Source organism: Streptomyces sp. NPDC050625 (assembly GCF_040654755.1).
GTDB lineage: Bacteria > Actinomycetota > Actinomycetes > Streptomycetales > Streptomycetaceae > Streptomyces.
This window is the reverse complement of sequence record NZ_JBFAIQ010000014.1, coordinates 1-25,085: the sequence shown is the minus strand read 5'-3', so window position 1 is coordinate 25,085 and position 25,085 is coordinate 1. Positions and strand designations below refer to the sequence as shown.

Genomic DNA, 25,085 nt, shown 5'->3' with positions numbered 1-25,085 from the left:
TGCGGCAAAGATTCCCGGTGGGCGCGGGTGTGCGCAGGGCGGCCGGGTCAGCCGCAGTCCACGCCGTCGTCCCGCTGCGCGACCTTGCGCAGCGCCTTGGCGACGACCTGGGCGTCCTCGTCCGTCAGGTGCGCCGAGAAGTGGCGGCGGATGCTGCGCAGGTACACCGGCGCGGTGGCCCGCAGGGCGCCGGCGCCCTCGTCGGTGATGGCCGCCCAGGACACCCGGCGGTCGTGCGGATCGGGCACCTTGCGCACCAGCCCGGCGCGCACCATGTCGTCGACCAGGCGGCTGACCCGGGTGCGGCTGAGGACCACGCGGCCCGCCACTTCCTGCATGCGCAGGCCCTCCTCGCCGGCCGCCTTGAGTTCGAGCAGTACGTCGTACCACGTGAGGGGGACGCGGCCGTCACGCTGGACGTCGCTCTCGATCGCGCGCAGGGCGGCGTTGTGGGCGAGCAGCATCGCCCGCCATGCCTCTAGTCCGTAGTCCCGGTCAGCCATCGGACGATTCTACCCGGCATTGCGTGCGTGCGCACACACTGGTTATGGTGTGTGCGCACGCACGGAAATCGGGCCGGGTCCGGCCGCGTGGGTGCGCACGGAGCGCGAGTTTTCATCGGAGGTGCCACATGGCGCAGAACCTGACCCGTGACGAGGTCAAGCAGAAGATCGACGCCGGCGCGGTGACGATCCTGGAGGCCCTGCCGGAGTCGTACTACAAGGAGGCCCACCTGCCGGCCGCCCGCAATCTGCCGCTCGACGAGGTGGACACCCTCGCGCCGGAGCTGCTGCCCGACAAGCGGGCCGAGGTGATCGTCTACTGCACGGGCACCACCTGCCCGAACTCGGGGATCGCCGCCGAGCGGCTGGTCGAGCTCGGCTACGAGCGGGTCTACACGTACAAGGACGGCAAGGAGGACTGGATCGGCGCCGGGCTGCCGACCGAGTCCGCCTGACACCGAGCGGGCCAGGGACGAGGAAGTCGGAAGAGGGAAGAAGAGGGAAGAGGGTACGACCGATGACCGAAAGCGCGACGACACCGACCCGGCTGGTCGACGGTGTGGAACTCCCGGCGGCCGGCACCTGGAAGGTCGACCCGGGGCACGCCGAAGTCGGCTTCATGGGACGCCACTTCATGCTGACCAAGGTGCGCGGCCGGTTCACCGGTGTGGACGCCACCGTCCGCATCGGCGAGCGGCCCGAGGACAGCAGGGTGACCGCGGTGATCGACATGGCCAGCGTCGAGAGCGGGGACCGGACCCGCGACGACCATCTGCGGTCGGGTGACTTCTTCGACGCGGAGAAGCACCCACAGGCCGTCTTCGAGTCCACCTCGGTGATCTGGAACGGCAGGAGCGGCACGCTCGACGGCAATCTGACGATCAAGGGAGTGACCCACCCGGTCTCGCTCGACGTCGACTACCTGGGCTACGCCCGTGACCCGTGGGGCGGCGACCGGACGGTGTTCTCCGCCAGCGGGAAGATCAACCGCGAGGACTGGGGACTGACCTGGAACATGGCCCTGGAGACCGGCGGCATCCTCGTCTCCAAGGAGATCGAGCTCTCGCTGGAGATCGAGGCGGTGCGGGAGGTCTGAGCCATATGCGGGTCCGGCACGGTGCTGGGCCCGCCCTCAGGCATGTGCAGTCGGCTCCGGTCGCCGGACGCGTCAGTGACGGGCAGGGAAAGAGAGATCCACAACTGGCCTGTTTCACTTGTCCGTTCGAGCTAAGACCCCGCCCCCCCGAGCCACCGGACGCGTCGTACCCGGCAGTCGCCACCGAGGCCGACCGGCTCGCCACCGCCGGCCTCGGCGACCGCTTCCACCCGCTGCCCGGCATCTCCTTCGACCTGGAGCTGCCCGAACCCGTCGACCTCGTCGTCTCCGGGGCCATACTGCCGCGCGCGGTCGAGAGCTGTCTCGTCCCCGTGGCCGCCGAGCGGGCCCACGCCCAGTTGCGCGACGGCGCGCTCCAGGACGCCGGCAGCCGCGCGGGCTTCGCCGAACTGCTGCGCCGCCGGGGCGCGCGCAACCCGTTCGACCTCTACTACGACACGGTCATCCCGGCCGCCCGGCTCGCCGCACCCCGGCTGCTGCGTCGCTACGACTTCCGGGACGGTGCCGGGCACCCGGCCGAGTACAGAGTGCCGCTCGTCCACACCGTCCAGCGCGACGGCGTGTTCACCGGCTTCCAGGGCCACTTCGTCGCCGACCTGTCGGACACCGTCGCCCTGGACATCTCCGGCGACGATATCGGCGCGGACGACCCGGCGGCCCGTACGACCTCCGACAGCTGGAAGCACGCCTACCTGCCGGTCGCCGAGCCGGTCGCTGTACGGCGCGGCGACCGGAGTGCGCCGACGGGGCTGACTCCTTCGGGCAGGTCTACCGATGGCGGGGCGGCGTCGTCTCCGGCGAGGATCGCCCGCTTCGACCAGCGGACCCGGCCCGAGGAGCCGTCGTGAGCGACGATGCCGTTCGCCCGTGTCGCGGTGCGCCGGCTGCAGGAGACGTGGCGGCCGCGCGGCTACAGAGAGTGCCGGATGGTGCTGATCCGGTTACGGATCTAGTACGGAGCCCGCATCTGGGCGTACCCGAGCAGGACTATCACCGCGGCGACGCAGCCGAGGACTATCGCCGTGGACACCCATGACGAGCGGCGGGGCCCCACGGGGTCCGGGTCGGCGCGGAACGGTGCCGGGTCCGGGGGGTTTTCCTTCCAGCGGGCGGCGAGCATCCGGGCCCGGGCGGAGGGCTCCTTGTGCTCGGCGGAATTCGCCCAGCGGTGATCGAACTCCCGCTCCCAGTCGTCCTGTTCCGTCATCCCCGTTCAACCTCTCTCGTCCGAAAGAACCAAGGAGGATGATCCCCCGAGTGTAGGAAGCCTGGGAAGCGCGGAAGGTTGCCCAGGATGCCGAGCGGACGGCGGACCACTAGCATCTGAAGGTGAGAGAGCCGCAGTGCGGGGTACGCCCTACGCTGGCGTAATCCCTGCTCACCAGGGAAAACCGACAGCGCTGCTCCTGGTAGACCAGGCGGCCAGACCTACGACCGCGCCGAACTTTTACCTCTGAGGTCGCGGCCATCCGATTCGTGCTTCACATACCGCACGAGGGGTGGAAGGAAGGTACGTCCATGAAAGCACAGCGTGCTAGGCGTCTCGTGGCGGCGTCCGCCGTCGGTGTGCTGCTGGCCGGCGGCACCACCATCGCCACAGCAGGAACGGCCTCGGCCGCCACTCCGACCCAGGTCACGGCCAACCGCGGCTGCTTCAACGGCGGCTGGTGGAACAACTGTGGCTTCGGCTTCGGCAACTTCGGTGGCTTCGGCTTCAACAACGGCTTCACCAACGGGTTCAACACCGGCGGCGTCGTGGTGATCCTGGTCGGCTGACGAAGGCGGTGTGACACAGACAAGCACCCCAGCAAGCACCCCAGCGCACGGCTGAGGGCCGCCACCTGCAGTGTTGCAGGTGGCGGCCCTCAGCCACTTACTCGGGCGTCGCTACGGACAGACGTCCTTCTTACACGTCGAAGTAGAGCTCGAACTCGTGCGGGTGCGGACGCAGCTGCAGCGGAGCGATCTCGTTCGCGCGCTTGAAGTCGATCCACGTCTCGATCAGGTCGGACGTGAAGACGTCACCGGCGAGCAGGAACTCGTGGTCGCGCTCCAGCGAGTCGAGAACGGCCGGGAGCGAGGTCGGGACCTGCGCGACGTTCGCGTGCTCCTCGGGAGCCAGCTCGTAGAGGTCCTTGTCGATCGGCTCGGCCGGCTCGATCTTGTTCTTGATGCCGTCGAGGCCCGCGAGGAGGAGGGCCGAGAAGGCGAGGTACGGGTTGCCGGAGGAGTCGGGCGCGCGGAACTCGACGCGCTTGGCCTTCGGGTTGGAACCCGTGATCGGGATACGCATCGCGGCGGACCGGTTGCGCTGCGAGTACACCAGGTTGATCGGCGCCTCGAAGCCCGGGACCAGACGGTGGTAGGAGTTCACCGTCGGGTTGGTGAAGGCCAGCAGCGACGGGGCGTGCCTGAGGATGCCGCCGATGTAGTAGCGGGCGGTGTCCGACAGGCCCGCGTAACCGGCCTCGTCGTAGAACAGCGGGTCGCCGCCCGACCACAGCGACTGGTGCACGTGCATGCCCGAGCCGTTGTCACCGAAGATCGGCTTCGGCATGAAGGTCGCCGTCTTGCCGTTGCGCCAGGCGACGTTCTTCACGATGTACTTGAAGAGCTGGAGGTCGTCGGCGGCCGCGAGCAGCGTGTTGAACTTGTAGTTGATCTCGGCCTGGCCGGCGGTGCCCACCTCGTGGTGCTGGCGCTCGACCTTCAGGCCGGACGCCTCCAGCTCCAGGGAGATCTCGGCGCGCAGGTCGGCGAAGTGGTCGACCGGCGGGACCGGGAAGTAGCCGCCCTTGTAGCGGACCTTGTAACCACGGTTGTCCTGGAGGGCGCCGGTGTTCCAGGCGCCGGCCTCGGAGTCGATGTGGTAGAAGGACTCGTTCGCGGTGGTCGAGAAGCGGACGGAGTCGAAGACGTAGAACTCGGCCTCGGGACCGAAGTACGCGGTGTCGGCGATACCGGTGGAGGTGAGGTAGGCCTCCGCCTTCTTCGCCACGTTGCGCGGGTCACGGGAGTACTGCTCGCCCGTGATCGGGTCGTGGATGAAGAAGTTGATGTTGAGGGTCTTGTCACGGCGGAACGGGTCGACCCGGGCGGTCGACAGGTCCGCGCGCAGCGCCATGTCGGACTCGTGAATGGCCTGGAAGCCACGGATCGAGGATCCGTCGAAGGCGAGCTCCTCGTCCGGGTCGAACGCCTCGACGGGCACGGTGAAGTGCTGCATGACGCCCGGCAGGTCGCAGAAGCGGACGTCGATGAACTTGACGTCCTCGTCCGCGATGAACTTCTTGGCCTCGTCGGCGTTCTGGAACATCCAGCTCCTCCTACTCCCGACCGTCCTCGCCGGGGTGGTAGTTCGTTCGTGCGGCCAGTGCGGTGGCACACGCTGTCCCCGACCCTAGGGACGGGTGATTTCTCGGGCGTGACCCATTTGTTTCGCAGAAGTTAACCGGCTTCGGTTCCACGGTAGCCCCGACACACCCCGCCGTGCCCCCGGCATTCGAGCGGGCAGTACCGTGGACGGGTGGACAACAGGCAAGCAATGGGATCGTGGCTTTCCGGGCCGCGCGCGGCCATGGAAGACGCCGGTGCCGATTTCGGATACCGCGGCGAACGGCTCGGTCTGCCCGAGGAGGGGCCGGGTTCGATCGCGCGCCCAGGGCGCCGGCTGGGGGCGCTGGCCGTGGACTGGGGCCTGTGCCTCTTGATCGCATACGGCTTGATCACCGACAGCTATGACAAGGCGGCGCAGGTCTGGGCGCCGCTCATCCTGCTCGTGCTGCTGGTCCTCACCCTCGGTACGGTCGGCTCCACGCCGGGCAAGCGGCTGTTCGGGCTGCGGGTCGTCGCCCTGGGCACCGGCCGGGTGAACCCGCTGCGCGCGCTGCTGCGCACGGTCCTGTTCTTCCTCGCCATCCCGGCGCTCGTCTGGGACCGCGACGGCCGCGGTCTGCACGACCGGCTGGCCGGGACGGTCGAGGTCCGCATCTAGCGGCTTTCCAGCGGCCGTACGACGACTCTCCACCAGCGGCCTCGCGACGACGCTCCAGCGGCCGTACGACGAAGGGGGCGCCCGGAATCACCGGGCGCCCCCTTCGTCGTACTTCTGGGAGTGTCAGCGGGCCTTGCCGCCCTTGGGCATCCGCATGCCCTTGGGCATCGGGCCCTTCGGCAGCGGCATGTTGCTCATCAGGTCGCCCATGGCGCGCAGCCGGTCGTTGGTGGTGGTGACCTGCGGGCCGGTCAGGACGCGCGGGTACTTCAGCATGGTCGTGCGCAGCTTCTTCAGCTCGACCTGGCCCTCGCCCGTGCCGACGATCACGTCGTGCACCGGGACGTCCGCCACGATGCGGGCCATCTTCTTCTTCTCGGCGGCGAGCAGGCTCTTCACCCGGTTCGGGTTGCCCTCGGCGACCAGCACGATGCCGGCCTTGCCGACCGCGCGGTGCACCACGTCCTGGCTGCGGTTCATCGCGACCGCGGGGGTCGTGGTCCAGCCCCGGCCGATGTTGTCGAGCACGGCCGCGGCGGCACCCGGCTGGCCCTCCATCTGCCCGAACGCGGCCCGCTCGGCCCGACGGCCGAACACGATCGCCGCCGCGAGGAACGCGAGCAGCAGGCCCAGGATGCCCAGATAGATGGGGTGACCGATCAGGAAGCCGATCGCGAGGAGGACACCGAAGGTGCCGACGCCAACAGCCGCGAGCACAAGACCGATCTTCTTGTCGGCCTTACGGGTCATCTTGTACGTAAGGGCGATCTGCTTCAGTCGCCCTGGGTTCGCAGCGTCCGCTGCGGTTTCCTTCCTCGCCATGCCACGAAGTCTACGTGGCCCCGGGAGTGCCCACGACGGCAGTGCCCGGAGCGGGGGCGTCAGGGGCGGGTGGCCGCCTTCTCCAGCACGCGCTGCGCCTCGACCCGGTCCTTGGCGCGACGGCGGTCCTCCAGGACCGAGGTCCAGGCATTGCGGCGGGCGGTGCGCTGGCCGCCGCTCATGAGCAGCGACTCGACGGCACGGAGTGCGTCGGTGAAGGTCGGGATGGCGGTGGCGCGAACGGGCGCGGCCTGCATGGTGGAGGTCCCCCTCGAAGGCGTCGGGTACGGGTGTACGTGGCGTGATACCAGGGTCACTGATTGGTGTTACCAGGGTGTGACTGACCGGTCAAACGCCAATGAAACCTTGATGGGGCGGGGGTGGAGTGAATACGCGGCCCTGACGGCGCCCCCATCTGCGAGGACTGTCAGGACCGCGTGTTCTCGGTCGCTACCGAGCGGTAATTTCTTGTGCGAGAATTCACACGGTTGTCCCGCACTCGTACGGAGCAGCGATGGTGACGATCTGTCAGACGGCCTGGGTGGCGACGTAGGCGCCACGCTTCTCGATGGCCATCTGGTACAGACGTCCCGCGCGGTACGAGGACCGGACCAGCGGGCCGGACATCACGCCGGAGAAGCCGATCTGCTCGGCCTCCTCCTTCAGCTCCACGAACTCCTGCGGCTTGACCCAGCGGTCGACCGGGTGGTGACGCACGGACGGGCGCAGGTACTGCGTGATGGTGATCAGCTCGCACCCGGCCTCGTGCAGCTGCTTCAGCGCCTCGCTGATCTCCTCGCGGGTCTCGCCCATGCCGAGGATGAGGTTCGACTTGGTGACGAGGCCGTAGTCGCGGGCGTCGGTGAGGACCTTCAGGGAGCGGTCGTAGCGGAAGCCGGGGCGGATCCGCTTGAAGATCCGGGGAACCGTTTCGAGGTTGTGCGCGAAGACCTCGGGCCGGGTGGAGAAGACCTCTTCGAGCTGCTCGGGGACGGCGTTGAAGTCGGGAGCGAGGAGCTCGACCTTGGTCCGCCCGGCCGCGCGCTCCGCGGTCTGCCGGTGGATCTGGCGCACGGTCTCGGCGTACAGCCAGGCGCCGCCGTCCTCCAGGTCGTCGCGGGCGACGCCGGTGACGGTGGCGTAGTTCAGGTCCATGGTGACCACGGACTCGCCGACGCGGCGCGGCTCGTCACGGTCGAGGGCCTTGGGCTTGCCGGTGTCGATCTGGCAGAAGTCGCAGCGCCGGGTGCACTGGTCGCCACCGATGAGGAAGGTCGCCTCGCGGTCCTCCCAGCATTCGTAGATGTTCGGGCAGCCGGCTTCCTGGCAGACCGTGTGCAGACCCTCGCTCTTCACGAGCTTCTGCATCTCCGTGTACGCGGGACCCATTTTCGCCCGCGTCTTGATCCACTCGGGCTTGCGCTCGATGGGGGTCTCGCTGTTGCGGGCCTCCAGGCGCAGCAACTTGCGTCCGTCGGGTGAGACTGCGGACACGACCGGCTCCCTGCTGATTGCTTTGAGTAGTCTTCGATTCTTCGGCGTACACCAGCGTACGCCCGTGGTTGTTGGGCCTTTCCCGTGAGGCCAACCTCACCTCGGCGGGGTCCATTCCCAAGGCCGGACGGAGGTCAGGCGGTCGCCTTCTCGATCACCCGCGGCTTCAGGTCGGCATTTTCGAGGATGTCCTTCAGATGCCGCTCGACCGTCGGCAGGATCTCCTCGACCGTGATCTCCCGGCCCAGTTCATTGGCGAGGGAGGTGACCCCGGCGTCCCGGATGCCGCACGGGATGATCCGGTCGAACCAGGCGTTGTCCGGGTTCACGTTGAAGGAGAAGCCGTGCATCGTGACGCCCTTGGCGACGCGGATGCCGATCGCGGCGATCTTGCGGTCCTCGCGGCGCTGCCCCGCGTTGGAGGGGGCGTACTCCGGGCCGTTCAGCCTCGGGTCGAACTCCTCGTCGGTCAGCCTCGGGTCGAAGTCCAGGGAGAGTCCGCCGAGCGCCGGCCGCTGCTCGACGGGGTCCCCGAGCACCCACACGCCGCTGCGGCCCTCGACCCGGGTGCTCTGGACGCCGAACTCGGCGCAGGTGCGGATCAGTGCCTCCTCCAGGCGCCGTACGTGCGCCACCACGTCCACCGGGCGGGGGAGCTTCTGGATCGGGTAGCCGACGAGCTGTCCGGGGCCGTGCCAGGTGATCTTGCCGCCGCGGTCCACGTCGATGACCGGGGTGCCGTCGAGCGGCCGCTCGCTGTCCTCGGTGCGGCGGCCCGCCGTGTAGACCGGCGGGTGTTCGAGCAGCAGGACGGTGTCGGGCACCTCGTCGGCGAACCGCGCCGCGTGCACCCGGCGCTGCTCGTCCCAGGCCTCCTGGTACTCGACGGCCCCTGCGCCGAACCCCATGCGGACGAACCGCAACTCACTCACGGCAAGCGCCTCCCTCGGCGACGGGTGTGTCAGGCATGTAATGCGCCCAAGCCACTGTACGACCGGTCCGCTTACGTCAGCCCAGGGGGCAATCCTCACACGATCGGATGAATGAACTACAAAGTGTGCGACGGGCTGCTCACTCTCCGCTACATTCGCGCCGTTCATGAGGCCATAAGGGCTGCTCACAGGCAATCCGGGCACTTCGAAGGCCTGGAAGGCAGGAGACCGCACCGCAGATGACGGAACGACCCGCGCAGCGCACTCCCAATCGCCAGCTCGCCGCGCTCATCGCAGAAGCGGGATTCTCCAACGCAGGTCTGGCCCGTCGCGTCGACCAGCTCGGCCTCGAACACGGGCTGGATCTCAGATACGACAAGACATCCGTGACCCGGTGGCTGCGCGGACAGCAGCCCCGGGGCACCACGCCCGCGCTCATCGCCGAGGTCTTCACACGCCGCCTCGGGCGCCGGCTCACGGCCCAGGATCTCGGCCTGGACGCCTGTGCGCCGGTGTACGCCGGGCTGGAGTTCGCGTCCACCCCCGAGGAGGCCGTCGACATCGTCAGCGGGCTGTGGCGCAAGGACTCCGGCAGCCATGCCGAGCTGCGCAAGATCGCCTTCACCCCGGCGGGGCTCGTCGTGCCCAGCCGGGACTGGCTGATCGGCCGGGCCGACGACCGGGTGGCCCGCGGCGAACCGCTGCCCAAGGTGCCCCCACAGGGGCGGCCCGTCGTTCCGCGCCCGCGCGGCCAGGCCGAGCGCGGCCCCGGCCAGAAGGTCACCGGGGGCGACATCGCCGCGCTGCGCTCGGTCGGCGAGCTCTTCCGCACCCTCGACGACGCCTACGGCGGCGGCCACGCCCGCCAGGCCCTCGTGCGCTATCTGGAGCACGAGTGCGAGCCGATGCTGCGCGGCACCTACGGCGAGCAGACGGGCCGCCGGCTGTTCGCCGCGGCCGCCGATCTCACCCGGCTCGCCGGCTGGACGTCGTACGACATCGCCGCGCACGGACTCGCCCAGCGCTACTTCGTGCAGGCGCTGCGGCTCGCACAGGCGGCCGGGGACCGGACGTACGGCTCCTACGTCCTGGTCACCATGAGCCGCCAGGCCGTCTACCTCGGGCACGGCCGCGAGGCCGTCCAGCTGGCCCGGGTGGCGCAGCAGGGGGTGGGGACCACCGCCGCGCCCGTCGTGCAGGCCCTGCTGCACTCCGCGGAGGCCCGCGCGCACGGCGTGCTCGGCGAGGTGCGGGCCTGCACCGGCGCGCTGGTCCGCGCCGAGCGCGCCCTGGAGGCGGCCCGGCCCGGGGACGAGGTGCCGTACTGGGCACGCTTCTTCGACGAGGCGCAGCTCGCCGACGAGTTCGGGCACTGCCACCGCGACCTGCAGCAGTTCCGCGCCTCGGCGCAGCACGCGGAGCGCTCCCTGCAACTGCGCGCCCCGACGTTCGCCCGCAGCCGTCTCTTCTGCCGTGTCGTCCTCGCCACCGCCCGCCTCGGCCTCGGCGAGCTCGACCAGGCCTGCCTGCTGGGCGCGGAGGCGGCCGGGCAGGCGGTGGAGATGCGCTCGGTGCGGGCGATCGAGTACGTCAAGGACTTCGAGCGCCGTCTTGAGCCCTACAGGGACGCGGCACCGGTACGGGGCTACCGGGACAAGGTGGCGGCGCTCGGGTGACCGTCGGCTAGGCGGCGCGCTTCATCGCGGGCAGGGGGTCCGCCCGGTGCAGCGAGCCCGCCGTGCCCAGGTCCGCCAGGATCGCCGCCGTGGCCCGGTGGGCCGAGTGCAGGGCGCCCTGGACGGTGCTGGTGTCGCGGTGGTCGCCGCACACGTACAGGCCCGCCAGGAGCCGTACCGGGCGGCGCGGATCGTGCGGTGGGCGCATCGCCGGGACGGCCTCGGCGGTGTGGTGCACGGCGAGGGTCTCCCAGCGGCGGGTCGAGGTGCCGTACAGCCGGGACAGGTGCATCCGTACGGCCGTGTCGACCCCCTCCGGGGGAGTGCCGAGGACGGTCGACGAGACGAGCGTCCGGTCCGCGGGCGCGCGGCTCGGGTCGACTGCGCTGACCATCGCGGTGTGCGCGACGGGGCCGCCGCGGTCGGCGTCGAGCAGCAGCGAGGCGCCGGTGCCCAGGGGCTCGTCGGTGGTGTGGTGCACCACCGTCACCGGGTGGAAGTCCGGCACCCGCAGACCGGGCAGCAGCTCGGCCGCGGCGCGCGCGTCGGTGGCCAGCAGCACGGCACGGCAGCGGATCTCGCCGTGCTCCGCGGTGGTCACCGAGGTCGTGGAGACCGAAGTGACGCGGACCCCCGTGTGCACGGTGCCGGGCGGCAGCCCGCGGGCGAGCAGCTCGGGCAGTGCCTCGGCGCCGCCCTCGGGCACGCTGAGCCGCCCGCTCGCGAAGGCGCGCAGCGCGAGGTCGGCGCACCGGCTGGACGTCCTCAGCTCCGGGTCGCACAGCAGGGCGGCGAGCAGCGGGCGCAGGAAGCCGTCGATCGTGCGGGCGGGCACCCCGCGGACGGCGAGCGCCTGTGCGGCGGGCAGTTCGGGGCGGGCCAGGATGCGCTCGACGGGCGTGGCGGCGATCCGGGCCAGCGCCACCCCGAGCCGGGCCTGGTCGACGGCGCCGCCCATGGGCGCGCCCGCGCGGGCGGGCGACGCGACCGCGCCCCTGGGAGCGCTCGCGAGGGCGCGCACCGCGTGGAGTGCGCCCCTTGCGCTCCCTCCGCCCGCCGGAGCGCCCGCGCGGTGCCGGCGTCCGTCGTGGTGCAGCAGGACGCCCGGGGCGAAGGGGCGCAGAACGAGGGCGTCGAGCCCTGGTGTCAGGCGTAGCTCGGGATAGGAGGTGGACAGGAGCTGTCCGATCCGGTCGAGCCGGAAGCCGTCGACCTTCTCCGTCGACATGCGGCCGCCCACGTAGGGGGCGGCCTCCAGAACTGCGGTCGTTACGCCCGCGCTGGTCAGCCGATGAGCCGCCGACAGTCCGGCGATTCCGGCTCCCACGATGACGACGTCCGCCTGGTACACGGGCTCAAGCACGAGGCCCCTCCTCGATGTTGCGCGTCCGGTGGAGACGTGATGCCCCCAACCGGCTCCAGGGATACCCGAGTTCGGGTCGAGGTTAGGGCCGTGATCGGTCGAGGACAGTCGCGCACCGACAGAGCACGGTCGCACGACGGTCGCATACAGTCATTTCCTGGCTACGCCAGAGCCGCGCGGAGCGCGTCCTCGATCCCCGGGAAGGCGAACACGAAACCCGACTCCAACAGCCGCTTCGGCAGCACCCGTTGGCTGCCGAGCACATCTCCCGCCATCTCGCCCAGCACGGAGCGCAACACCGGCGCCGGGACCGGCAGGCCGGCCGGCCGGTGCAGCACCCGCCCCATCGCCGCCGTGATCTCACGGTTGGTCAGGGGTGTCGGGGCAGTCAGGTTGACCGGTCCGGACAGCTCCTCGGTGTCGATGAGATGGCGGATCGCGGCCACCTCGTCGTGCAGCGCGATGAACGACCAGTACTGCCGCCCGTCCCCCATCCGCCCGCCGAGCCCCGCCTTGAACAGCGGGAACAGCCGTGCCCACGCACCGCCCTCACGGGCCACCACCAGCCCCGTACGAGCGAACACGGTCCGTACGCCCGCCTCCTCCGCCGGCGCGGCCGCCTCCTCCCACTCCACGCACAGGGAGGGCAGGAAACCGTCCCCGGGCGGCGCCGTCTCGTCCACGGCACGGTCCCCGGTGTCGCCGTAGACACCGATCGCGCTGCCGCTGACGAAGACACGCGGCGGCTCGTCCAGCGCGGCGACCGCCTCCGCCAGCGCCGCCGTGCCGAGCACCCGGCTGTCCCTGATCTTCCGCTTGTAGGCGTCCGTCCAGCGCCGGTCGCCGATGCCGGCACCCGCGAGATCGACCACGACGTCACAGCCGACCAGCCCCGCCGCGTCCACGTACTGCCCCTCGGGGTCCCAGCAGATCTCCTGAGCGCCGCGGGCCGCACGGCGGACCAGCCGCACCACCTCGTGCCCGTCGGCGACCAGGGACCGCACCAGAGCGCTGCCGATGAGCCCGGACGCACCGGCCACCGCGATTCGCGAACGTTCCATGAACCCATCCTGCCCTGCCGCGTCTAAGGTGACCGTCATGCCGGATCCGTACATACGCACCGCCCTGCCGGACGACGACGAGGAGTTGACGCTCCTGGACAAGGCCACCTGGTCGCATCTGCACGCGGTGATGCCCGAGCCGCAGCCGCCCTACGACTCGTTCTTCAGCGAGCGCCACGCCCCCGACGACACGCTCGTCGCCGAACTCGACCGGCGCATCGTCGGCTACATCCGCCTCGGCTTCCCGACCCCGCTCGCCTCGAACGCGCACGTACGGCAGATCCAGGGGCTGGCCGTCCACGACGACGCCCGCGGCAGGGGTGTCGGCCGCGCGCTGCTCCGGGCCGCCCTCGACGAGGCCCGCCGCCGCGGGGCCCGGCGCGTCACGCTGCGCGTCCTGGGACACAACACCCCCGCTCGGGGGCTCTACGAGTCGGAGGGGTTCGCGGTCGAGGGCGTGCTGCCGGAGGAGTTCCTGCTGGCGGGGGAGTACGTGGACGACGTGTTCATGGGGCGCTCCCTCTGACCCCGCCGACCGCGCAGGACCCGCTGCCGGCCGCTACGAAGTGACCAGGTCCCCCGTGCCCACCGGTGCCGTCGCCGTGGCCGCGCGCCGTGCGTCGGGGGCCACCTCGTCCGCCGTCAGGACGTAGCCCGTCTCGTCGTCGGAGGTGGAGCGGGCGAAGACCACGCCATACACCCGGCCGTCCGTGGTCAGCAGCGGCCCGCCGGAGTTGCCGGGGCGGACCGTCGAGCGGATCGAGTAGATCTCACGGGTCACCGTGGCGTCGTTGTAGATGGTGCTGCCGTTCGCCCGCACCCGGTTCGCCACGGTCGCCGCCTGCAGATTCAGATCGCCGTCCTGCGGATAGCCCGCGACCACCGCCGAGTCCCCGCGCCCGGCATGGTCGTCGAACCGCAGCACGGGCGCGCGGAGCCCGGGAACGTACAGCACCGCCACGTCCCGGTTCGGGTCGAAGAGCACCACCCGGGCCTCGTACGACCGCCCGACCCCGCCGATCCGCACGCTCGGGCGGTCGATGCCGGCCACCACGTGGGCGTTGGTCATCACATGCTCGCGCGCGTACACGAAGCCGCTGCCCTCGCGGCCTTGGTTGCCGGCGGCGCCCTCGATCTTCACCGTGCTGGTCCTCGCGGCCTCGGTGGCGCGCGCCGTGACGCTGTCGCCGGAGGGCTTGGCGACCTCCGCCGTCGACTCGTTCTCGAACGGGTTGAAGACCTGCGGGAAGCCCGCCTCCGTGAGCGCGGACGTGGCGCGCGAGAACCACGAGGGCGTGGTGTCCGGCATCGCGTTCTGCACCGCACCCAGCAGCGCCGAGTCCCGTATCGCCGTCGTCACCACCGGGGACGAGGAGGCGCCCAGCACGCTCGCCGCCACCCAGGCCACGATCAGCACCGCGAGCGAGTTGGCCGCCGCCCCGCCTATCCCGTCCGCCACCCGCAGCCCGTCCCGGCCCGTACGGTCCAGCTCACGCCGCAGCCGCAGCGCGAGGCGCCCCGCCAGCTCGTGTCCCACCACCGCCGGGACCAGCACCGTCAGCACCGCGGTCACCGTGGCCGCCGTCGACCCCCGCGTGACCAGGTTCATCATCCACGGCAGCACCCACACCCCGAGCACCGCGCCGCCCACGAACCCGGCCAGCGACAGGCATCCGGCCAGCAATCCGCGCCGGTAGCCGGACCCCGCGTACACGAGGATCATCAGCGCAAGGAGGAGGTCGAGCAGGTCCACGGAGCCGCCTTTCTCTCGGAACCCCTAGTACGAGCGGGACGGGCCCAGTGATCAGTCGGGCGAGCGCGACTCGGGAACCTGTCACGCACGCATGTACCTCCAGAAACGCCTCGGACCGGGACGATGGTTCCACCAGGTGGCACACCACACATCGCGGACGGAGTGGATCACACCCACAGTGGAGCCCATGCTTTTCCCGCGAAGAACGCCCGGGCCGGGAAGGTGGCGCGCCGTGCGCCTGCCCGGCCCCGTCCTGGTGCTGCTCGGCTGTCTGCCCGGCCTCACCGCCGTCCTCGCCCTGGCATTGTCCGTGCGCGGCCCCGACCGACCGGTCGCCCCGGCCAGGCCCGCACAGCCCGCGGCGGCCAGCCCGGCGCCGGCGCCGCACCCGGCGGCCAGGCCCCGCATCGTGCCGCGCGATGTCTGGCTGGACGGCGGCACGGCGCCCACGCAGCCGCCCCCGCGGTACGACGACAAGGTCCTCGCGGTCTTCGTCCACCACACCGACTCGCCCAACGGCTACGACTGCGCCGACGCGCCCCGCATCATCCGTCACCTCTACGCGGGCCAGACCGGCGCCCGCAGCTGGGACGACATCGGCTACAACTTCCTCGTCGACCGCTGCGGCACGATCTACGAGGGGCGCGCGGGCGGAGTCGAGCGGGCCGTCACCGGCGCCCACGCCCAGGGCTTCAACCACCGCACCACGGGCATCGCGGCCATCGGCACCTTCACCGCGGGGGTGTCCGTGCCGCGGGCGATGACCGACGCGATCGCCGCCGTCGCCGCCTGGAAGCTCGGCTCCGCCGGCATCGACCCGCGCAGCCGGGTGCGGCTGGTCTCCAGCAACGGCCTCAGCCGTTACGAGGCCGGCACCACCGCCACCCTCCCCGCGCTCGCGGGCCACAACGACGGATACATGACGAGCTGCCCGGGAGCGGCCCTGGCCGCACGGCTCCCGGAGATGCGGGAGAAGGCGGCCCGGCTGCAGGGCAGGACATCCACAGCCGCACTCACCCCCACAGCCACGTCATAGGCCGCCCGCAGGTCCCTCAGATCCCCGCGTCCTACGGTCAGGGCACACAAGCCGACCGGAGGTGGGGATCATGAACAGCAGTCGTAGCGGGGACACCACGGAGATCACCGGCTGGGCCAAGGCCGCGCGCAGCCCCTGGGTGGTCGTCTGCGCGGTCGCGACGGTGATCCTCGGCCCGGCCGCGGTCACCGCATCCGCCCTCGACCAGGCCAACAAGGCACCCCTGCACCATGCCGTGCGGGCCGACCGGGGAACTCACTCCCTGAACCGGTCCCACAGCTTGGGGTAGCGCTCGGCGAGCACCTGCTCGTTCTCGAAGTCGACGGGCGCCCCGTCCGGTTCGGAGGGCGCGGGCGCGAGGCCCAGGTCCGGGGCGACGGTACCGGTGAGCTGTTCGTACGCCTCGTCCGCGGCGTAGCCCAGCTCCTCGCCGTCCCCGTCGATCTCCTCGTCGAACTCGCCGAGCAGATCGGCCAGCGCGTCCGGGTCGTGCAGGGCACCCTCGAAGACGTCCCGGCCCTGACCGATCAGCCAGCAGCGGAAGAAGTCGAAGGCGTCGTCGCTGGCACCGTCGAGCAGCACCCAGGCCGCGCCCCACAGGTCCCAGCGGTAGGCCCTGTTGTAGCGGGACTCGAAGTGACGGGCGAAGTCCAGGACCGACTCCGGGTCCAGCTGGAGCAGCCGCTCCACGAGCAGGTCGGCCTGCTCCTCCGGGTCGCCCTCGGCGGCCTCGCGGGCGGCGTCCACCAGCTCCCAGAACTCCGACTCTTCCATCACGGGTCCAGCATCGGGCCTGAGCGGGTGGGGCGCACGTGGAGTGCGGCGGATTGTTATCGGCCGTAGAGCTCCGCCACGCGCGCCGCGTCCCGGGCGAACCGCTCCCGCAGACCGGCCGGTGCCAGCACCTCCACTTCCGGGCCGAGCGCCATGAGCTGGGTGTGCGCGACCTCCTCGGACTCCACCGGCAGCGTCACGGTCACCCACCCCTCGCCGTCCGCCTCGCCGGCGCCGTGCAGAGCCTCGCGCGCGGACACGGGATCGACGACATGCGCCAGCCTGCGCACACCCCGAGCGGACAGCCGTACGACGACCTCGTCCCGCAGGATCGCCCGCGCGAACCCCTCGGCCTGCGCCGCCCAGAAACCGGGCAGATCGAACGCGTCGTCCCGCACGAAGCGGGTGCCGTGATCGGCGACGGCGGTGATCCGATCGATCCGATAGGTCCGAAAACCACCAACACCAGACACCCCACTACGCCCCGAACTGCGGCTCGCGCTGCCGCTCCGAACACCGCCCGCTTCCCGCACGGCACCGAAGCCGTGGAGACCCTCCACGCCACCCGGGCTGCCCAGGTTGCAGGTGTCGCCCGCTTCAGCCGGACCGATTGCGTTGCCCGCGTGGCCGAGATGGTTTGCGTGGCTTGCGCTGCCCCCGTCGCCTGGGGCGTTCGAGTCACCCAGGCCGCCCGCGTTGCCCGGGGCGTCCGGACTGCTCCCGTTGCGCGGACCGTCTGCGTTGCCCGAGCCGTCTGCATCGCTCAGGTTGTCCGCGCGGCCCGGACTGCCCGTGTCGCCCAGGCCATCCAGACCGCTGGCATGGCGCGGGCCGACCGCGCCGCCCCAGTCGCCGAGACCGTCCGCCTCGTCCGCGCCGCCCGTTTCGCTCAGGCCGCTTGCGCCGTCCGCATCGCCCAAGCCGCCCGCGCCGACCGGGTCGTCCGTATCGCCCGTGCCGTCCGCGCTGCTCGTGCCGCCTGCTTCACCCAGGCCGCCCGCACTGCCCAGGCCATCCAGACTGCTCGCATTGCGCGGGCCGTCCGCGTCGCCGGCGTCGCCGAGGCGGTCCGCTTCGGCCGCGTCACCCAAGTCGCTCGTGCCGCCCGCGTTGCCCGCATCGACCAAGCCGCTCGCCCCGCCCGCCCCACGCACCCCCATCGCCCCGCGCATCCCGGTCTCGGTGTCCGCGGTGTCCGTCGTGTCGGACGGCAGGACCCGTGCGCAGAGGTACCAGACGCCCGCCTTCAGTACGAGGCCGTATGGTTCGACGGTTCGTTCCACCTCCCGTTCGCCGCGTCGGTAGTGGGCGGTGAGGCAGCGGTCGTCCCAGACCGCCTCGGCGATCGCGGGGAGCAGCGTGGGTGTCCGTGGTTCGCGGAACCAGGCGGGCGCGTCCAGGTGGAAGCGCTGGGACGCCGTGCGGGGCGCGTCGCGCAGGGAGGGGAGGAGGGCCGCCGACACCTTCAGCCGGGCCGCCGAGGCGGCGTCCTCCAGGCCCAACTCCCGCAGCGCGTCCGGCACGCCGCTCAGGAACAGCGCCTCCGCCTCGCTCCTGGCGAGCCCGGTCAGCCGGGTTCGGTATCCGCCGATCAGCCGGTAGCCGCCGGCCCGGCCTCGGTCCGCGTACACCGGCACGCCCGCCTCCGACAGCGCCTGCGCGTCCCGTGTCACCGTCCGCTCCGACACCTCCAGCTCGCGGGCGAGTTCGGCGGCGGTCATGGAGGGGCGGGACTGGAGCAGCAGCACCATCTTGATCAGGCGGGCAGCGCGCATACCGTCATGATGCCCGGTCCCAGTGACAGCGAGGGGGTGCGGCAGACGCCGCACCCCCTCGCACCACCGCGGGCCTTACAGCCCGTACTTCTCCCGCGCTTCCTTCACCGCGGCCGCCTTGACCTCGCCCCGCTTCGCGAGCTGGGCCAGGGCCGCGACGACGATCGACTGGGCGTCGACGCCGAAGTGGCGGCGGGCGGCCACACGGGTGTCCGACAGGCCGAAGCCGTCGGCGCCCAGCGAGGACCAGTCCTGCTCGACCCACTGCGCGATCTGGTCCGGGACCTGGCGCATGTAGTCGGAGACCGCGAGCACCGGGCCCTCGGCGCCGTGCAGGGCCTGCCGGACGTACGGCACCCGCTCCTCGCCGCACAGCAGGGCGGCGTCCGCCTGCAGCGCGTCGCGGCGCAGCTCGGTCCAGGAGGTCGCGGACCACACGTCGGCGGCCACACCCCAGTCCTCGGCGAGCAGCTTCTGCGCCTCCAGGGTCCAGTGGATCGCCGTGCCGGAGCCCAGCAGCTGGATGCGGGGGGCATTGGCCACGGGGGTCAGGCCCGCCGACTCCGCCGTGTTGAAGCGGTACAGGCCCTTGAGGATGCCCTCGTCGACGCCGGCGCCGGACGGCTTCGCGGGCTGTGGCAGCGGCTCGTTGTAGACGGTCAGGTAGTAGAAGACGTTCGGGTCCTCGCCCGGCGCCGTCTCGCCGTACATCCGGCGCAGACCGTCCTTGACGATCGTCGCGATCTCGTACGCGAACGCCGGGTCGTACGACAGCGCCGCCGGGTTCGTCGCCGCGATCACCGGCGAGTGGCCGTCGGCGTGCTGCAGGCCCTCGCCCGTCAGCGTCGTACGGCCCGCCGTCGCCCCGACCAGGAAGCCGCGGCCGAGCTGGTCGCCGAGCTGCCACATCTGGTCGGCCGTGCGCTGCCAGCCGAACATCGAGTAGAAGATGTAGAAGGGGATCATCGCCTCGCCGTGCGTCGCGTACGCGGTCGACGCGGCGATGAAGTCGGCCATCGAACCGGCCTCGGTGATCCCCTCGTTGAGGATCTGGCCGTTCTTGGCCTCCTTGTAGTACATCAGCTGGTCACGGTCGACCGGCTCGTACGTCTGGCCCTTGGGGGAGTAGATCCCGAGGGACGGGAACAGCGACTCCATACCGAAGGTGCGCGCCTCGTCGGGGACGATCGGCACCCAGCGCTTTCCGGTCTCCTTGTCGCGGACCAGGTCCTTGATCAGGCGGACGAAGGCCATGGTGGTGGCCACGTTCTGGGAGCCGGAGCCCTTGTCGAAGGAGGCGAACGCCTTCTCGGCCGGGGCCGGCAGCGGGGCGAGCGGGTGGACCCGGCGGGCCGGGGCCGGGCCGCCGAGGGCCGCGCGGCGCTCCTGGAGGTAGCGGACCTCGGGGGAGTCGGCGCCCGGGTGGCCGTAGGGGACCACGCCGTCGGCGAACCGCGCGTCGGAGATCGGCAGCTCCAGCAGGTCGCGCATCGTCTTGAACTCGTCCACCGCCAGCTTCTTCATCTGGTGGTTGGCGTTCTTCGACGCGAAGCCCTGGCCGAGGGTGTGGCCCTTGACCGTCTGGGCCAGGATCACGGTCGGCGCGCCCTTGTGCTCGACGGCTGCCTTGTACGCGGCGTACACCTTGCGGGGCTCGTGACCACCGCGGGAGAGGTGGAAGCACTCCAGGATCTTGTCGTCGCTCAGCAGCTTCGCCATCTCGACGAGCGCCGGGTCGGCGCCGAAGAAGTCCTGGCGGATGTAGGCGGCGTCGCGGGTCTGGTACGTCTGGACCTGGGCGTCCGGCACCTGGCGCAGCCGGCGTACGAGCGCGCCGGTGGTGTCGAGCGCGAACAGCTCGTCCCAGGCACTGCCCCACAGGCTCTTGACGACGTTCCAGCCGGCGCCGCGGAACTGGGCCTCCAGCTCCTGCACGATCTTGAAGTTGGCGCGGACCGGGCCGTCGAGACGCTGCAGGTTGCAGTTGATGACGAAGGTGAGGTTGTCCAGCTCCTCGCGCGAGGCGAGCGCGAGGGCCGCGGTCGACTCGGGCTCGTCCATCTCGCCGTCGCCGAGGAAGGCCCAGACGTGGGACGCGGAGAGGTCCTTGATGCCGCGGTTGGTGAGGTAGCGGTTGAAGCGCGCCTGGTAGATGGCGGAGAGCGGGCCGAGGCCCATCGACACCGTCGGGAACTCCCACAGCCAGGGCAGCCGGCGCGGGTGCGGGTACGACGGCAGGCCGTTGCCGCCGGCCTCCTGGCGGAAGTTGTCGAGGTGCGCCTCGTCCAGGCGGCCGTCGAGGAAGGCGCGGGCGTAGATGCCGGGGGAGGCGTGACCCTGGATGTAGAGCTGGTCGCCGGAGCCGTCGGCCTCCTTGCCCTTGAAGAAGTGGTTGAAGCCGGTCTCGTACAGCCAGGCGGCGGAGGCGAAGGTGGCGATGTGGCCGCCGACGCCGTGCTTGGCGCCGCGGGTCACCATCGCGGCCGCGTTCCAGCGGTTCCACGCGGTGATCCTGCGCTCCATCTCCTCGTCACCGGGCACGGGCGGCTCGGCGGCGGTGGGGATGGTGTTGACGTAGTCGGTCTCGGTCAGCCTGGGCAGCGAGATGCCGTTGCCCTCCGCGCGCTCCAGTGTGCGGCGCATCAGATACGCGGCACGGTGCGGCCCGGCTTCCCTGGCCACGGCGTCCAGTGAGGCTCGCCATTCGGCGGTCTCCTCCGGGTCGCGGTCCGGGAGCTGGTCGAGCTCGCTCGGCTGGATGGCGTAGGGGTCGGTCATGTCGCCGCCTTCCTCAGTCGAAGGGGGTTTCCCTCATCGGTAAGGGATCGGGGTGCCCTTGGTCTTTGGCAGGACAGGGCGTGGACTCGGGTGCGGTGTCGATGTGTGACTCCGTCGCGTGCCCGTCGGCGACTGTAACTCGCTGATCGATGATCGATCAAAGGATTGCGGGCAAAACTTCTTGATTTCGAGAAAGTCGGCACCCGGTGCCTTCACAGATGGCACCGGGTGACGTGGAATCGCCTTGTTTTCGCAGGTGGGGCGGCGTGTGAGCGGGGGCGCGCTCTCCTGAATCAAGCGCGCGGCGCGCAGCCGAGGACATGCGCCTTCACCAGCTCCGCGATCTGCGGATCCCGGCGCTTGAAGGCCTGCACCAGTTCCTCGTGCTCCTCCGCGTACGACTGCTGGACCGTGCCCAGCCAGCGGATGGACAGCGCCGTGAAGACCTCGATGCCGAGCCCTTCCCAGGTGTGCAGCAGCACCGAGTTGTCCGCCGCGCGCACCAGCTCGCGGTGGAAGCCGACCGTGTGCCGGACCTGGGCCGTGCCGTCGGCGGTGCGGTCCGCCTCGTACAGGGCCAGCACATGCGGCTCCAGCGCCGAGCAGTCCACGGCGAGACGCTCGGCCGCCAGCTCCGCCGCGATCGCCTCCAGGCCGGCCCGCACGGGGTAGCTCTCCTCCAGGTCGGCCGCCGTCAGGTTCCGCACCCGTACGCCCTTGTTCGGCGCGGACTCGATCAGCCGGAGCGACTCCAGCTCGCGCAGCGCCTCCCGCACCGGGGTCTGGCTGACCTCCAGCTCGGTCGCGATCCGCCGCTCCACGATCCGCTCGCCCGGCTTCCAGCGACCGCTCACGATTCCCTCCACGATGTGCTCGCGGATCTGTTCGCGCAGCGAGTGGACGACGGGCGCGGTCATGAGGGCTCCTTAGGGAGGGGCCACGGGCCCCCGGGGCGTTTGACGTTTAGACAATAAGGCCGGACCGCCTTCCGGGAGGGGCGCACGGGGGCGCTTTCGTGCAGGTGAGACGAGACTTACACGCTCTCAGGGTGGCTTGTTCCGTAAAGCCCCGTAGCGGGCGAGCCGCGGAGCCGTCACCGCCGTGTCACCACCGGGCCACCGGCAGAACCCGCGGCGCCCGATCCGTGTCGCGGTCGGCAGAGGGGTTCCGGCAGGGGCACCCCTCGGCACCACTGGGGGTCGGAATGGACATCGGGGGACGGACCGGCTGGGCGGTCGTAGCGGTCGCTCTGGCGGCGGTCATGGGAGTCACGGCGTGCCGGCCGATGAGCACGGGCGCGCAGCAGCCACGGCACACCAAGGCCGGGAAGGTGAAGAGCACGACGGCCTCGGCCACGGGCAGCTCCGCGGTCCTGGCCGGCCGGGGGCAGCCCGCCGGTCCCGGCGGCGCCTGCGTCTTCGTCAAGCCGGACGGCGCCCAGAAGTTCGGCCACGTCGGCTGGGGCTTCCGGATCACCGGCACGAACACCTGGGAGTACGGCGCGGTCGAGAACCCCACCGGCCAGCTCTACACCGCGCCCGGAGGGGACATCGGCGCCTGGCACGCGCGGGGGTCGTACGACCGCATGCTCGGCGACATGTCCCGTGACAGGTACTACCCCGGCAAGTCGACCCATCCGTACAGCCGTTACCGCTGCACCTCGTCCTCGACGAGCGACGTGCGGGCGGCCGGGAAGACGATCCGTACCGTCGAGGGCCGCGGCTTTCTCGCAGGCGTCGATCCGCGGACGGGCGAGCTCACCTCGCGGGACTGCCTCGACGCCACCTACGACGTCCTGAAGGCCTACCGCACCGAGGACCTGACGCCCTCGCCCCGTCTCTACATCCCGAACGTGTGGGTGGAGACGCTGATCACCTGGTCCGACGCGCGGCTGACGCCGAGGTGATACGACGGTGCCCCGCCCGGAGAGGTCCGGGCGGGGCACCGCGGGGCAACTGCGAAGGCTTACAGCCCGAGCTCGACCTCGAACTCGCCCGCCTCCAGGATCGCCTTGACCGCCGTCAGGTAACGGGCCGCGTCGGCGCCGTCCACCAGACGGTGGTCGTAGGAGAGGGTCAGGTAGGTCATGTCGCGGACGCCGATGACCGTGCCCTCCTCGGTCTCGATGACGGCCGGACGCTTGACCGTGGCACCGATGCCGAGGATCGCGACCTGGCCCGGCGGCACGATGATCGTGTCGAAGAGCGCGCCGCGCGAACCGGTGTTGGAGATGGTGAAGGTCGCGCCGGACAGCTCGTCGGGCGTGATCTTGTTGGCGCGGACCTTGCCCGCGAGCTCCGCCGTGGCCTTGGCGATGCCGGCGATGTTCAGGTCGCCCGCGTGCTTGATGACCGGGGTCATCAGGCCCTTCTCGGAGTCCACCGCGATTCCGACGCTCTCGGAGTCGAAGTAGGTGATCGTGCCCTCGGCCTCGTTGATCCGGGCGTTGATGACCGGGTGGGCCTTCAGCGCCTGGGCCGCCGCCTTCACGAAGAACGGCATCGGGGAGAGCTTGACGCCCTCGCGCGCGGCGAACGAGTCCTTGGCCTGGGCGCGCAGCCGCATCAGGCGCGTGACGTCGACCTCGACGACCGACGACAGCTGGGCCTGCTCGTGCAGCGCCTTGACCATGTTGTCGCCGATGACCTTGCGGATGCGGGGCATCTTGACGGTCTGGCCGCGGAGGGGGGAGACCTCCAGGGTCGGCGCCTTCTTGGCCGGGGCGGCGGCGGCAGCGGCCGGGGCCGGAGCGGCAGCGGCGGCGGCCTTCGCGGCCTCGGCGGCGGCGATGACGTCCTGCTTGCGGATACGGCCGCCGACGCCGGTGCCCTTGACGGTGGCCAGGTCGACGCCGTTCTCGGCGGCGAGCTTGCGCACCAGCGGGGTCACGTACGCGCCCTCGTCACCGGCGGTCGCGGCCGGGACAGCCGGGGCGGTCGGAACCGCGGCGACCGGGACGACCGGCGCGGCCGGAGCCGGAGCGGCGGCGACCGGGGCGGGAGCGGCGGGAGCCGGAGCCGGGGCGGCCGGAGCCGCGGGAGCGGGCGCCGGGGCGGCCGGGGCCGGAGCCGGGGCAGCGGCGGGCGCCGGAGCCGCGGGAGCCGGGGCCGGGGCGGCGGGAGCCGGAGCCGCGGCCGGAGCCGCACCCGGGGCGCCGATGACGGCCAGCTTGGCGCCGACCTCGGCGGTCTCGTCCTCGCCGACCACGATCTCCAGCAGCACGCCGGAGACGGGCGCCGGGATCTCGGTGTCGACCTTGTCGGTGGAGACCTCGAGCAGCGGCTCGTCGGCCTCGACGGACTCGCCGACCGCCTTCAGCCAGCGGGTGACGGTGCCCTCGGTGACGGACTCACCGAGCGCGGGCAGGACCACGTCCGTGCCCGTGGCGCCACCGGCGGGGGCGGCCGGAGCCGCGGCCACGGGGGCCGGGGCGGCAGCGGCGGGGGCCTCGGCGACCGGCGCCGGCGCGGGGGCCGGAGCCTCGGCAGCGGCCGGGGCCGGAGCGGCGACGGGCGCGCCCGTGCCGTCGTCGATGACGGCCAGCTCGGCGCCGACCTCGACCGTCTCGTCCTCGGCGACCTTGATGGAGGCCAGGACGCCGGACGCGGGGGAGGGGATCTCGGTGTCGACCTTGTCGGTGGAGACCTCGAGCAGCGGCTCGTCGGCCTCGACGCGCTCGCCCTCGGCCTTCAGCCAGCGGGTGACAGTGCCCTCGGTGACGCTCTCGCCGAGCGCCGGAAGGGTTACGGAAACCGCCATGGTTTCGGTTGCTCCTTACGGAAAGTGCGGAAGTCTGTGTCGTCGCGTGCGTCGACCGAGGGTCAGTCGTGCGAGTGGAGGGGCTTGCCGGCCAGGGCCAGGTGGGCCTCGCCGAGTGCCTCGTTCTGCGTCGGGTGGGCGTGGATGAGCTGCGCGACCTCGGCGGGCAGTGCCTCCCAGTTGTAGATCAGCTGCGCCTCGCCGACCTGCTCGCCCATGCGGTCGCCGACCATGTGGACGCCGACCAC

The 25,085-nt window shown here is 71.4% G+C and carries 24 protein-coding genes and 3 pseudogenes; 10 read left to right on the top strand and 17 right to left on the bottom strand.

Annotation, left to right across the window (positions count from 1 at the left end; genetic code table 11):
- Positions 1 to 47: 47 nt before the first annotated feature.
- Complete coding sequence (locus AB0I54_RS27445) at positions 48 to 503, bottom strand: MarR family winged helix-turn-helix transcriptional regulator (protein WP_363298813.1); 456 nt, start codon at positions 501 to 503, stop codon at positions 48 to 50.
- A gap of 128 nt (positions 504 to 631) precedes the next feature.
- On the opposite strand from AB0I54_RS27445, the gene AB0I54_RS27440 reads away from it, so the two are divergent.
- The 3 genes from AB0I54_RS27440 (at position 632) to AB0I54_RS27430 (ending at position 2,468) form a co-directional block, all read left to right on the top strand.
- A complete protein-coding gene (locus tag AB0I54_RS27440; RefSeq protein WP_363298812.1) occupies positions 632 to 958 on the top strand; it encodes a rhodanese-like domain-containing protein in 327 nt (108 codons plus the stop codon).
- A gap of 62 nt (positions 959 to 1,020) precedes the next feature.
- The gene (locus tag AB0I54_RS27435; RefSeq protein WP_363298811.1) at positions 1,021 to 1,599 is read left to right on the top strand and encodes a YceI family protein; all 579 of its coding nucleotides are present in this window, start codon (positions 1,021 to 1,023) and stop codon (positions 1,597 to 1,599) included.
- Positions 1,600 to 1,643: 44 nt separating this feature from the next.
- Positions 1,644 to 2,468: a hypothetical protein gene (locus tag AB0I54_RS27430; protein WP_363298810.1), complete on the top strand. Its 825-nt coding sequence runs from the start codon at positions 1,644 to 1,646 to the stop codon at positions 2,466 to 2,468.
- Positions 2,469 to 2,569: 101 nt separating this feature from the next.
- On the opposite strand, the gene AB0I54_RS27425 is transcribed toward AB0I54_RS27430, so the two are convergent.
- Positions 2,570 to 2,827 (bottom strand): hypothetical protein, encoded by a 258-nt coding sequence (locus AB0I54_RS27425; protein ID WP_363298809.1) that lies wholly within the window; start codon positions 2,825 to 2,827, stop codon positions 2,570 to 2,572.
- A 311-nt stretch (positions 2,828 to 3,138) separates the two neighbouring features.
- On the opposite strand from AB0I54_RS27425, the gene AB0I54_RS27420 reads away from it, so the two are divergent.
- Positions 3,139 to 3,396, top strand: a complete 258-nt coding sequence (locus AB0I54_RS27420; RefSeq protein ID WP_363298808.1) for a hypothetical protein — start codon at positions 3,139 to 3,141, stop codon at positions 3,394 to 3,396.
- A 130-nt stretch (positions 3,397 to 3,526) separates the two neighbouring features.
- On the opposite strand, the gene glnA is transcribed toward AB0I54_RS27420, so the two are convergent.
- Complete coding sequence (gene glnA / locus AB0I54_RS27415; RefSeq protein ID WP_363298807.1) at positions 3,527 to 4,936, bottom strand: type I glutamate--ammonia ligase; 1,410 nt, start codon at positions 4,934 to 4,936, stop codon at positions 3,527 to 3,529.
- A gap of 210 nt (positions 4,937 to 5,146) precedes the next feature.
- On the opposite strand from glnA, the gene AB0I54_RS27410 reads away from it, so the two are divergent.
- Entirely contained in the window at positions 5,147 to 5,614 is a 468-nt protein-coding gene (locus tag AB0I54_RS27410) for an RDD family protein (protein ID WP_363298806.1), read from the top strand.
- Positions 5,615 to 5,737: 123 nt separating this feature from the next.
- Here the strand turns inward: AB0I54_RS27410 and AB0I54_RS27405 are convergent, their stop codons facing one another.
- From AB0I54_RS27405 to lipB, 4 genes are all read right to left on the bottom strand, one after another.
- A complete protein-coding gene (locus AB0I54_RS27405; RefSeq protein WP_363298805.1) occupies positions 5,738 to 6,436 on the bottom strand; it encodes a DUF4191 domain-containing protein in 699 nt (232 codons plus the stop codon).
- Between the two features lie 59 nt (positions 6,437 to 6,495).
- Positions 6,496 to 6,693 (bottom strand): hypothetical protein, encoded by a 198-nt coding sequence (locus AB0I54_RS27400; RefSeq protein WP_363298804.1) that lies wholly within the window; start codon positions 6,691 to 6,693, stop codon positions 6,496 to 6,498.
- 271 nt (positions 6,694 to 6,964) lie between these two features.
- Positions 6,965 to 7,930, bottom strand: coding sequence for a lipoyl synthase (gene lipA, locus AB0I54_RS27395; protein ID WP_363298803.1), 966 nt, complete (start codon positions 7,928 to 7,930; stop codon positions 6,965 to 6,967).
- 134 nt (positions 7,931 to 8,064) lie between these two features.
- Positions 8,065 to 8,862, bottom strand: a complete 798-nt coding sequence (gene lipB, locus AB0I54_RS27390) for a lipoyl(octanoyl) transferase LipB (protein ID WP_363298802.1) — start codon at positions 8,860 to 8,862, stop codon at positions 8,065 to 8,067.
- 239 nt (positions 8,863 to 9,101) lie between these two features.
- Between lipB and AB0I54_RS27385 the strand changes: the two genes are divergently transcribed.
- Entirely contained in the window at positions 9,102 to 10,538 is a 1,437-nt protein-coding gene (locus AB0I54_RS27385; protein WP_363298801.1) for a regulator, read from the top strand.
- 7 nt (positions 10,539 to 10,545) lie between these two features.
- Here the strand turns inward: AB0I54_RS27385 and AB0I54_RS27380 are convergent, their stop codons facing one another.
- Together AB0I54_RS27380 and AB0I54_RS27375 are read right to left on the bottom strand one after the other, a co-directional pair.
- Positions 10,546 to 11,901, bottom strand: coding sequence for an NAD(P)/FAD-dependent oxidoreductase (locus tag AB0I54_RS27380; RefSeq protein ID WP_363298800.1), 1,356 nt, complete (start codon positions 11,899 to 11,901; stop codon positions 10,546 to 10,548).
- A 161-nt stretch (positions 11,902 to 12,062) separates the two neighbouring features.
- Positions 12,063 to 12,962: a TIGR01777 family oxidoreductase gene (locus AB0I54_RS27375; protein ID WP_363298799.1), complete on the bottom strand. Its 900-nt coding sequence runs from the start codon at positions 12,960 to 12,962 to the stop codon at positions 12,063 to 12,065.
- A gap of 37 nt (positions 12,963 to 12,999) precedes the next feature.
- Between AB0I54_RS27375 and AB0I54_RS27370 the strand changes: the two genes are divergently transcribed.
- Positions 13,000 to 13,488, top strand: a complete 489-nt coding sequence (locus AB0I54_RS27370) for a GNAT family N-acetyltransferase (protein ID WP_363298798.1) — start codon at positions 13,000 to 13,002, stop codon at positions 13,486 to 13,488.
- Positions 13,489 to 13,521: 33 nt separating this feature from the next.
- On the opposite strand, the gene AB0I54_RS27365 is transcribed toward AB0I54_RS27370, so the two are convergent.
- Positions 13,522 to 14,715, bottom strand: a complete 1,194-nt coding sequence (locus AB0I54_RS27365) for a MarP family serine protease (protein WP_363298797.1) — start codon at positions 14,713 to 14,715, stop codon at positions 13,522 to 13,524.
- 238 nt (positions 14,716 to 14,953) lie between these two features.
- On the opposite strand from AB0I54_RS27365, the gene AB0I54_RS27360 reads away from it, so the two are divergent.
- Complete coding sequence (locus tag AB0I54_RS27360; protein WP_363298968.1) at positions 14,954 to 15,751, top strand: peptidoglycan recognition protein; 798 nt, start codon at positions 14,954 to 14,956, stop codon at positions 15,749 to 15,751.
- Between the two features lie 70 nt (positions 15,752 to 15,821).
- Positions 15,822 to 16,040, top strand: coding sequence for a hypothetical protein (locus AB0I54_RS27355; RefSeq protein ID WP_363298796.1), 219 nt, complete (start codon positions 15,822 to 15,824; stop codon positions 16,038 to 16,040).
- Here AB0I54_RS27355 and AB0I54_RS27350 read toward each other — a convergent pair.
- The 5 genes and pseudogenes from AB0I54_RS27350 to AB0I54_RS27330 form a co-directional block, all read right to left on the bottom strand.
- On the bottom strand, positions 16,007 to 16,525 hold the full coding sequence (locus AB0I54_RS27350; protein ID WP_363298967.1) for a DUF4240 domain-containing protein: 519 nt from the start codon (positions 16,523 to 16,525) through the stop codon (positions 16,007 to 16,009). The two genes, AB0I54_RS27355 and AB0I54_RS27350, sit on opposite strands and share 34 nt — an antisense overlap.
- A gap of 56 nt (positions 16,526 to 16,581) precedes the next feature.
- Positions 16,582 to 16,998: pseudogene (locus tag AB0I54_RS27345) on the bottom strand (WYL domain-containing protein); the annotation flags it as partial.
- Between the two features lie 741 nt (positions 16,999 to 17,739).
- A pseudogene (locus AB0I54_RS27340) lies at positions 17,740 to 18,300 on the bottom strand (HTH domain-containing protein); the annotation flags it as partial.
- Positions 18,301 to 18,375: 75 nt separating this feature from the next.
- Positions 18,376 to 21,078 (bottom strand): pyruvate dehydrogenase (acetyl-transferring), homodimeric type, encoded by a 2,703-nt coding sequence (gene aceE, locus AB0I54_RS27335; protein WP_363298795.1) that lies wholly within the window; start codon positions 21,076 to 21,078, stop codon positions 18,376 to 18,378.
- A 293-nt stretch (positions 21,079 to 21,371) separates the two neighbouring features.
- Positions 21,372 to 21,995: a GntR family transcriptional regulator gene (locus AB0I54_RS27330; RefSeq protein WP_363298794.1), complete on the bottom strand. Its 624-nt coding sequence runs from the start codon at positions 21,993 to 21,995 to the stop codon at positions 21,372 to 21,374.
- A gap of 287 nt (positions 21,996 to 22,282) precedes the next feature.
- Here AB0I54_RS27330 and AB0I54_RS27325 point away from each other — a divergent pair, with 287 nt between their 5' ends.
- A complete protein-coding gene (locus tag AB0I54_RS27325) occupies positions 22,283 to 22,984 on the top strand; it encodes a hypothetical protein (RefSeq protein WP_363298793.1) in 702 nt (233 codons plus the stop codon).
- Positions 22,985 to 23,043: 59 nt separating this feature from the next.
- On the opposite strand, the gene sucB is transcribed toward AB0I54_RS27325, so the two are convergent.
- Together sucB and AB0I54_RS27315 are read right to left on the bottom strand one after the other, a co-directional pair.
- Positions 23,044 to 24,837, bottom strand: a complete 1,794-nt coding sequence (gene sucB, locus AB0I54_RS27320; protein WP_363298792.1) for a 2-oxoglutarate dehydrogenase, E2 component, dihydrolipoamide succinyltransferase — start codon at positions 24,835 to 24,837, stop codon at positions 23,044 to 23,046.
- A gap of 62 nt (positions 24,838 to 24,899) precedes the next feature.
- Positions 24,900 to 25,085: pseudogene (locus tag AB0I54_RS27315) on the bottom strand (dihydrolipoyl dehydrogenase); the annotation flags it as partial.

Excerpts from the sequence above, each read along its gene's own strand:
- AB0I54_RS27435 (WP_363298811.1), top strand. The coding sequence starts at position 1,021 with ATGACCGAAAGCGCGACGACACCGACCCGGCTGGTCGACGGTGTGGAA.
- AB0I54_RS27440 (WP_363298812.1), top strand. The coding sequence starts at position 632 with ATGGCGCAGAACCTGACCCGTGACGAGGTCAAGCAGAAGATCGACGCC.
- AB0I54_RS27355 (WP_363298796.1), top strand. The coding sequence starts at position 15,822 with ATGAACAGCAGTCGTAGCGGGGACACCACGGAGATCACCGGCTGGGCC.
- AB0I54_RS27350 (WP_363298967.1), bottom strand. The coding sequence starts at position 16,525 with ATGGAAGAGTCGGAGTTCTGGGAGCTGGTGGACGCCGCCCGCGAGGCC.
- AB0I54_RS27325 (WP_363298793.1), top strand. The coding sequence starts at position 22,283 with ATGGACATCGGGGGACGGACCGGCTGGGCGGTCGTAGCGGTCGCTCTG.
- AB0I54_RS27425 (WP_363298809.1), bottom strand. The coding sequence starts at position 2,827 with ATGACGGAACAGGACGACTGGGAGCGGGAGTTCGATCACCGCTGGGCG.
- AB0I54_RS27400 (WP_363298804.1), bottom strand. The coding sequence starts at position 6,693 with ATGCAGGCCGCGCCCGTTCGCGCCACCGCCATCCCGACCTTCACCGAC.
- aceE (WP_363298795.1), bottom strand. The coding sequence starts at position 21,078 with ATGACCGACCCCTACGCCATCCAGCCGAGCGAGCTCGACCAGCTCCCG.
- AB0I54_RS27445 (WP_363298813.1), bottom strand. The coding sequence starts at position 503 with ATGGCTGACCGGGACTACGGACTAGAGGCATGGCGGGCGATGCTGCTC.
- AB0I54_RS27330 (WP_363298794.1), bottom strand. The coding sequence starts at position 21,995 with ATGACCGCGCCCGTCGTCCACTCGCTGCGCGAACAGATCCGCGAGCAC.
- AB0I54_RS27385 (WP_363298801.1), top strand. The coding sequence starts at position 9,102 with ATGACGGAACGACCCGCGCAGCGCACTCCCAATCGCCAGCTCGCCGCG.
- AB0I54_RS27375 (WP_363298799.1), bottom strand. The coding sequence starts at position 12,962 with ATGGAACGTTCGCGAATCGCGGTGGCCGGTGCGTCCGGGCTCATCGGC.
- AB0I54_RS27420 (WP_363298808.1), top strand. The coding sequence starts at position 3,139 with ATGAAAGCACAGCGTGCTAGGCGTCTCGTGGCGGCGTCCGCCGTCGGT.
- sucB (WP_363298792.1), bottom strand. The coding sequence starts at position 24,837 with ATGGCGGTTTCCGTAACCCTTCCGGCGCTCGGCGAGAGCGTCACCGAG.
- AB0I54_RS27405 (WP_363298805.1), bottom strand. The coding sequence starts at position 6,436 with ATGGCGAGGAAGGAAACCGCAGCGGACGCTGCGAACCCAGGGCGACTG.
- AB0I54_RS27370 (WP_363298798.1), top strand. The coding sequence starts at position 13,000 with ATGCCGGATCCGTACATACGCACCGCCCTGCCGGACGACGACGAGGAG.
- glnA (WP_363298807.1), bottom strand. The coding sequence starts at position 4,936 with ATGTTCCAGAACGCCGACGAGGCCAAGAAGTTCATCGCGGACGAGGAC.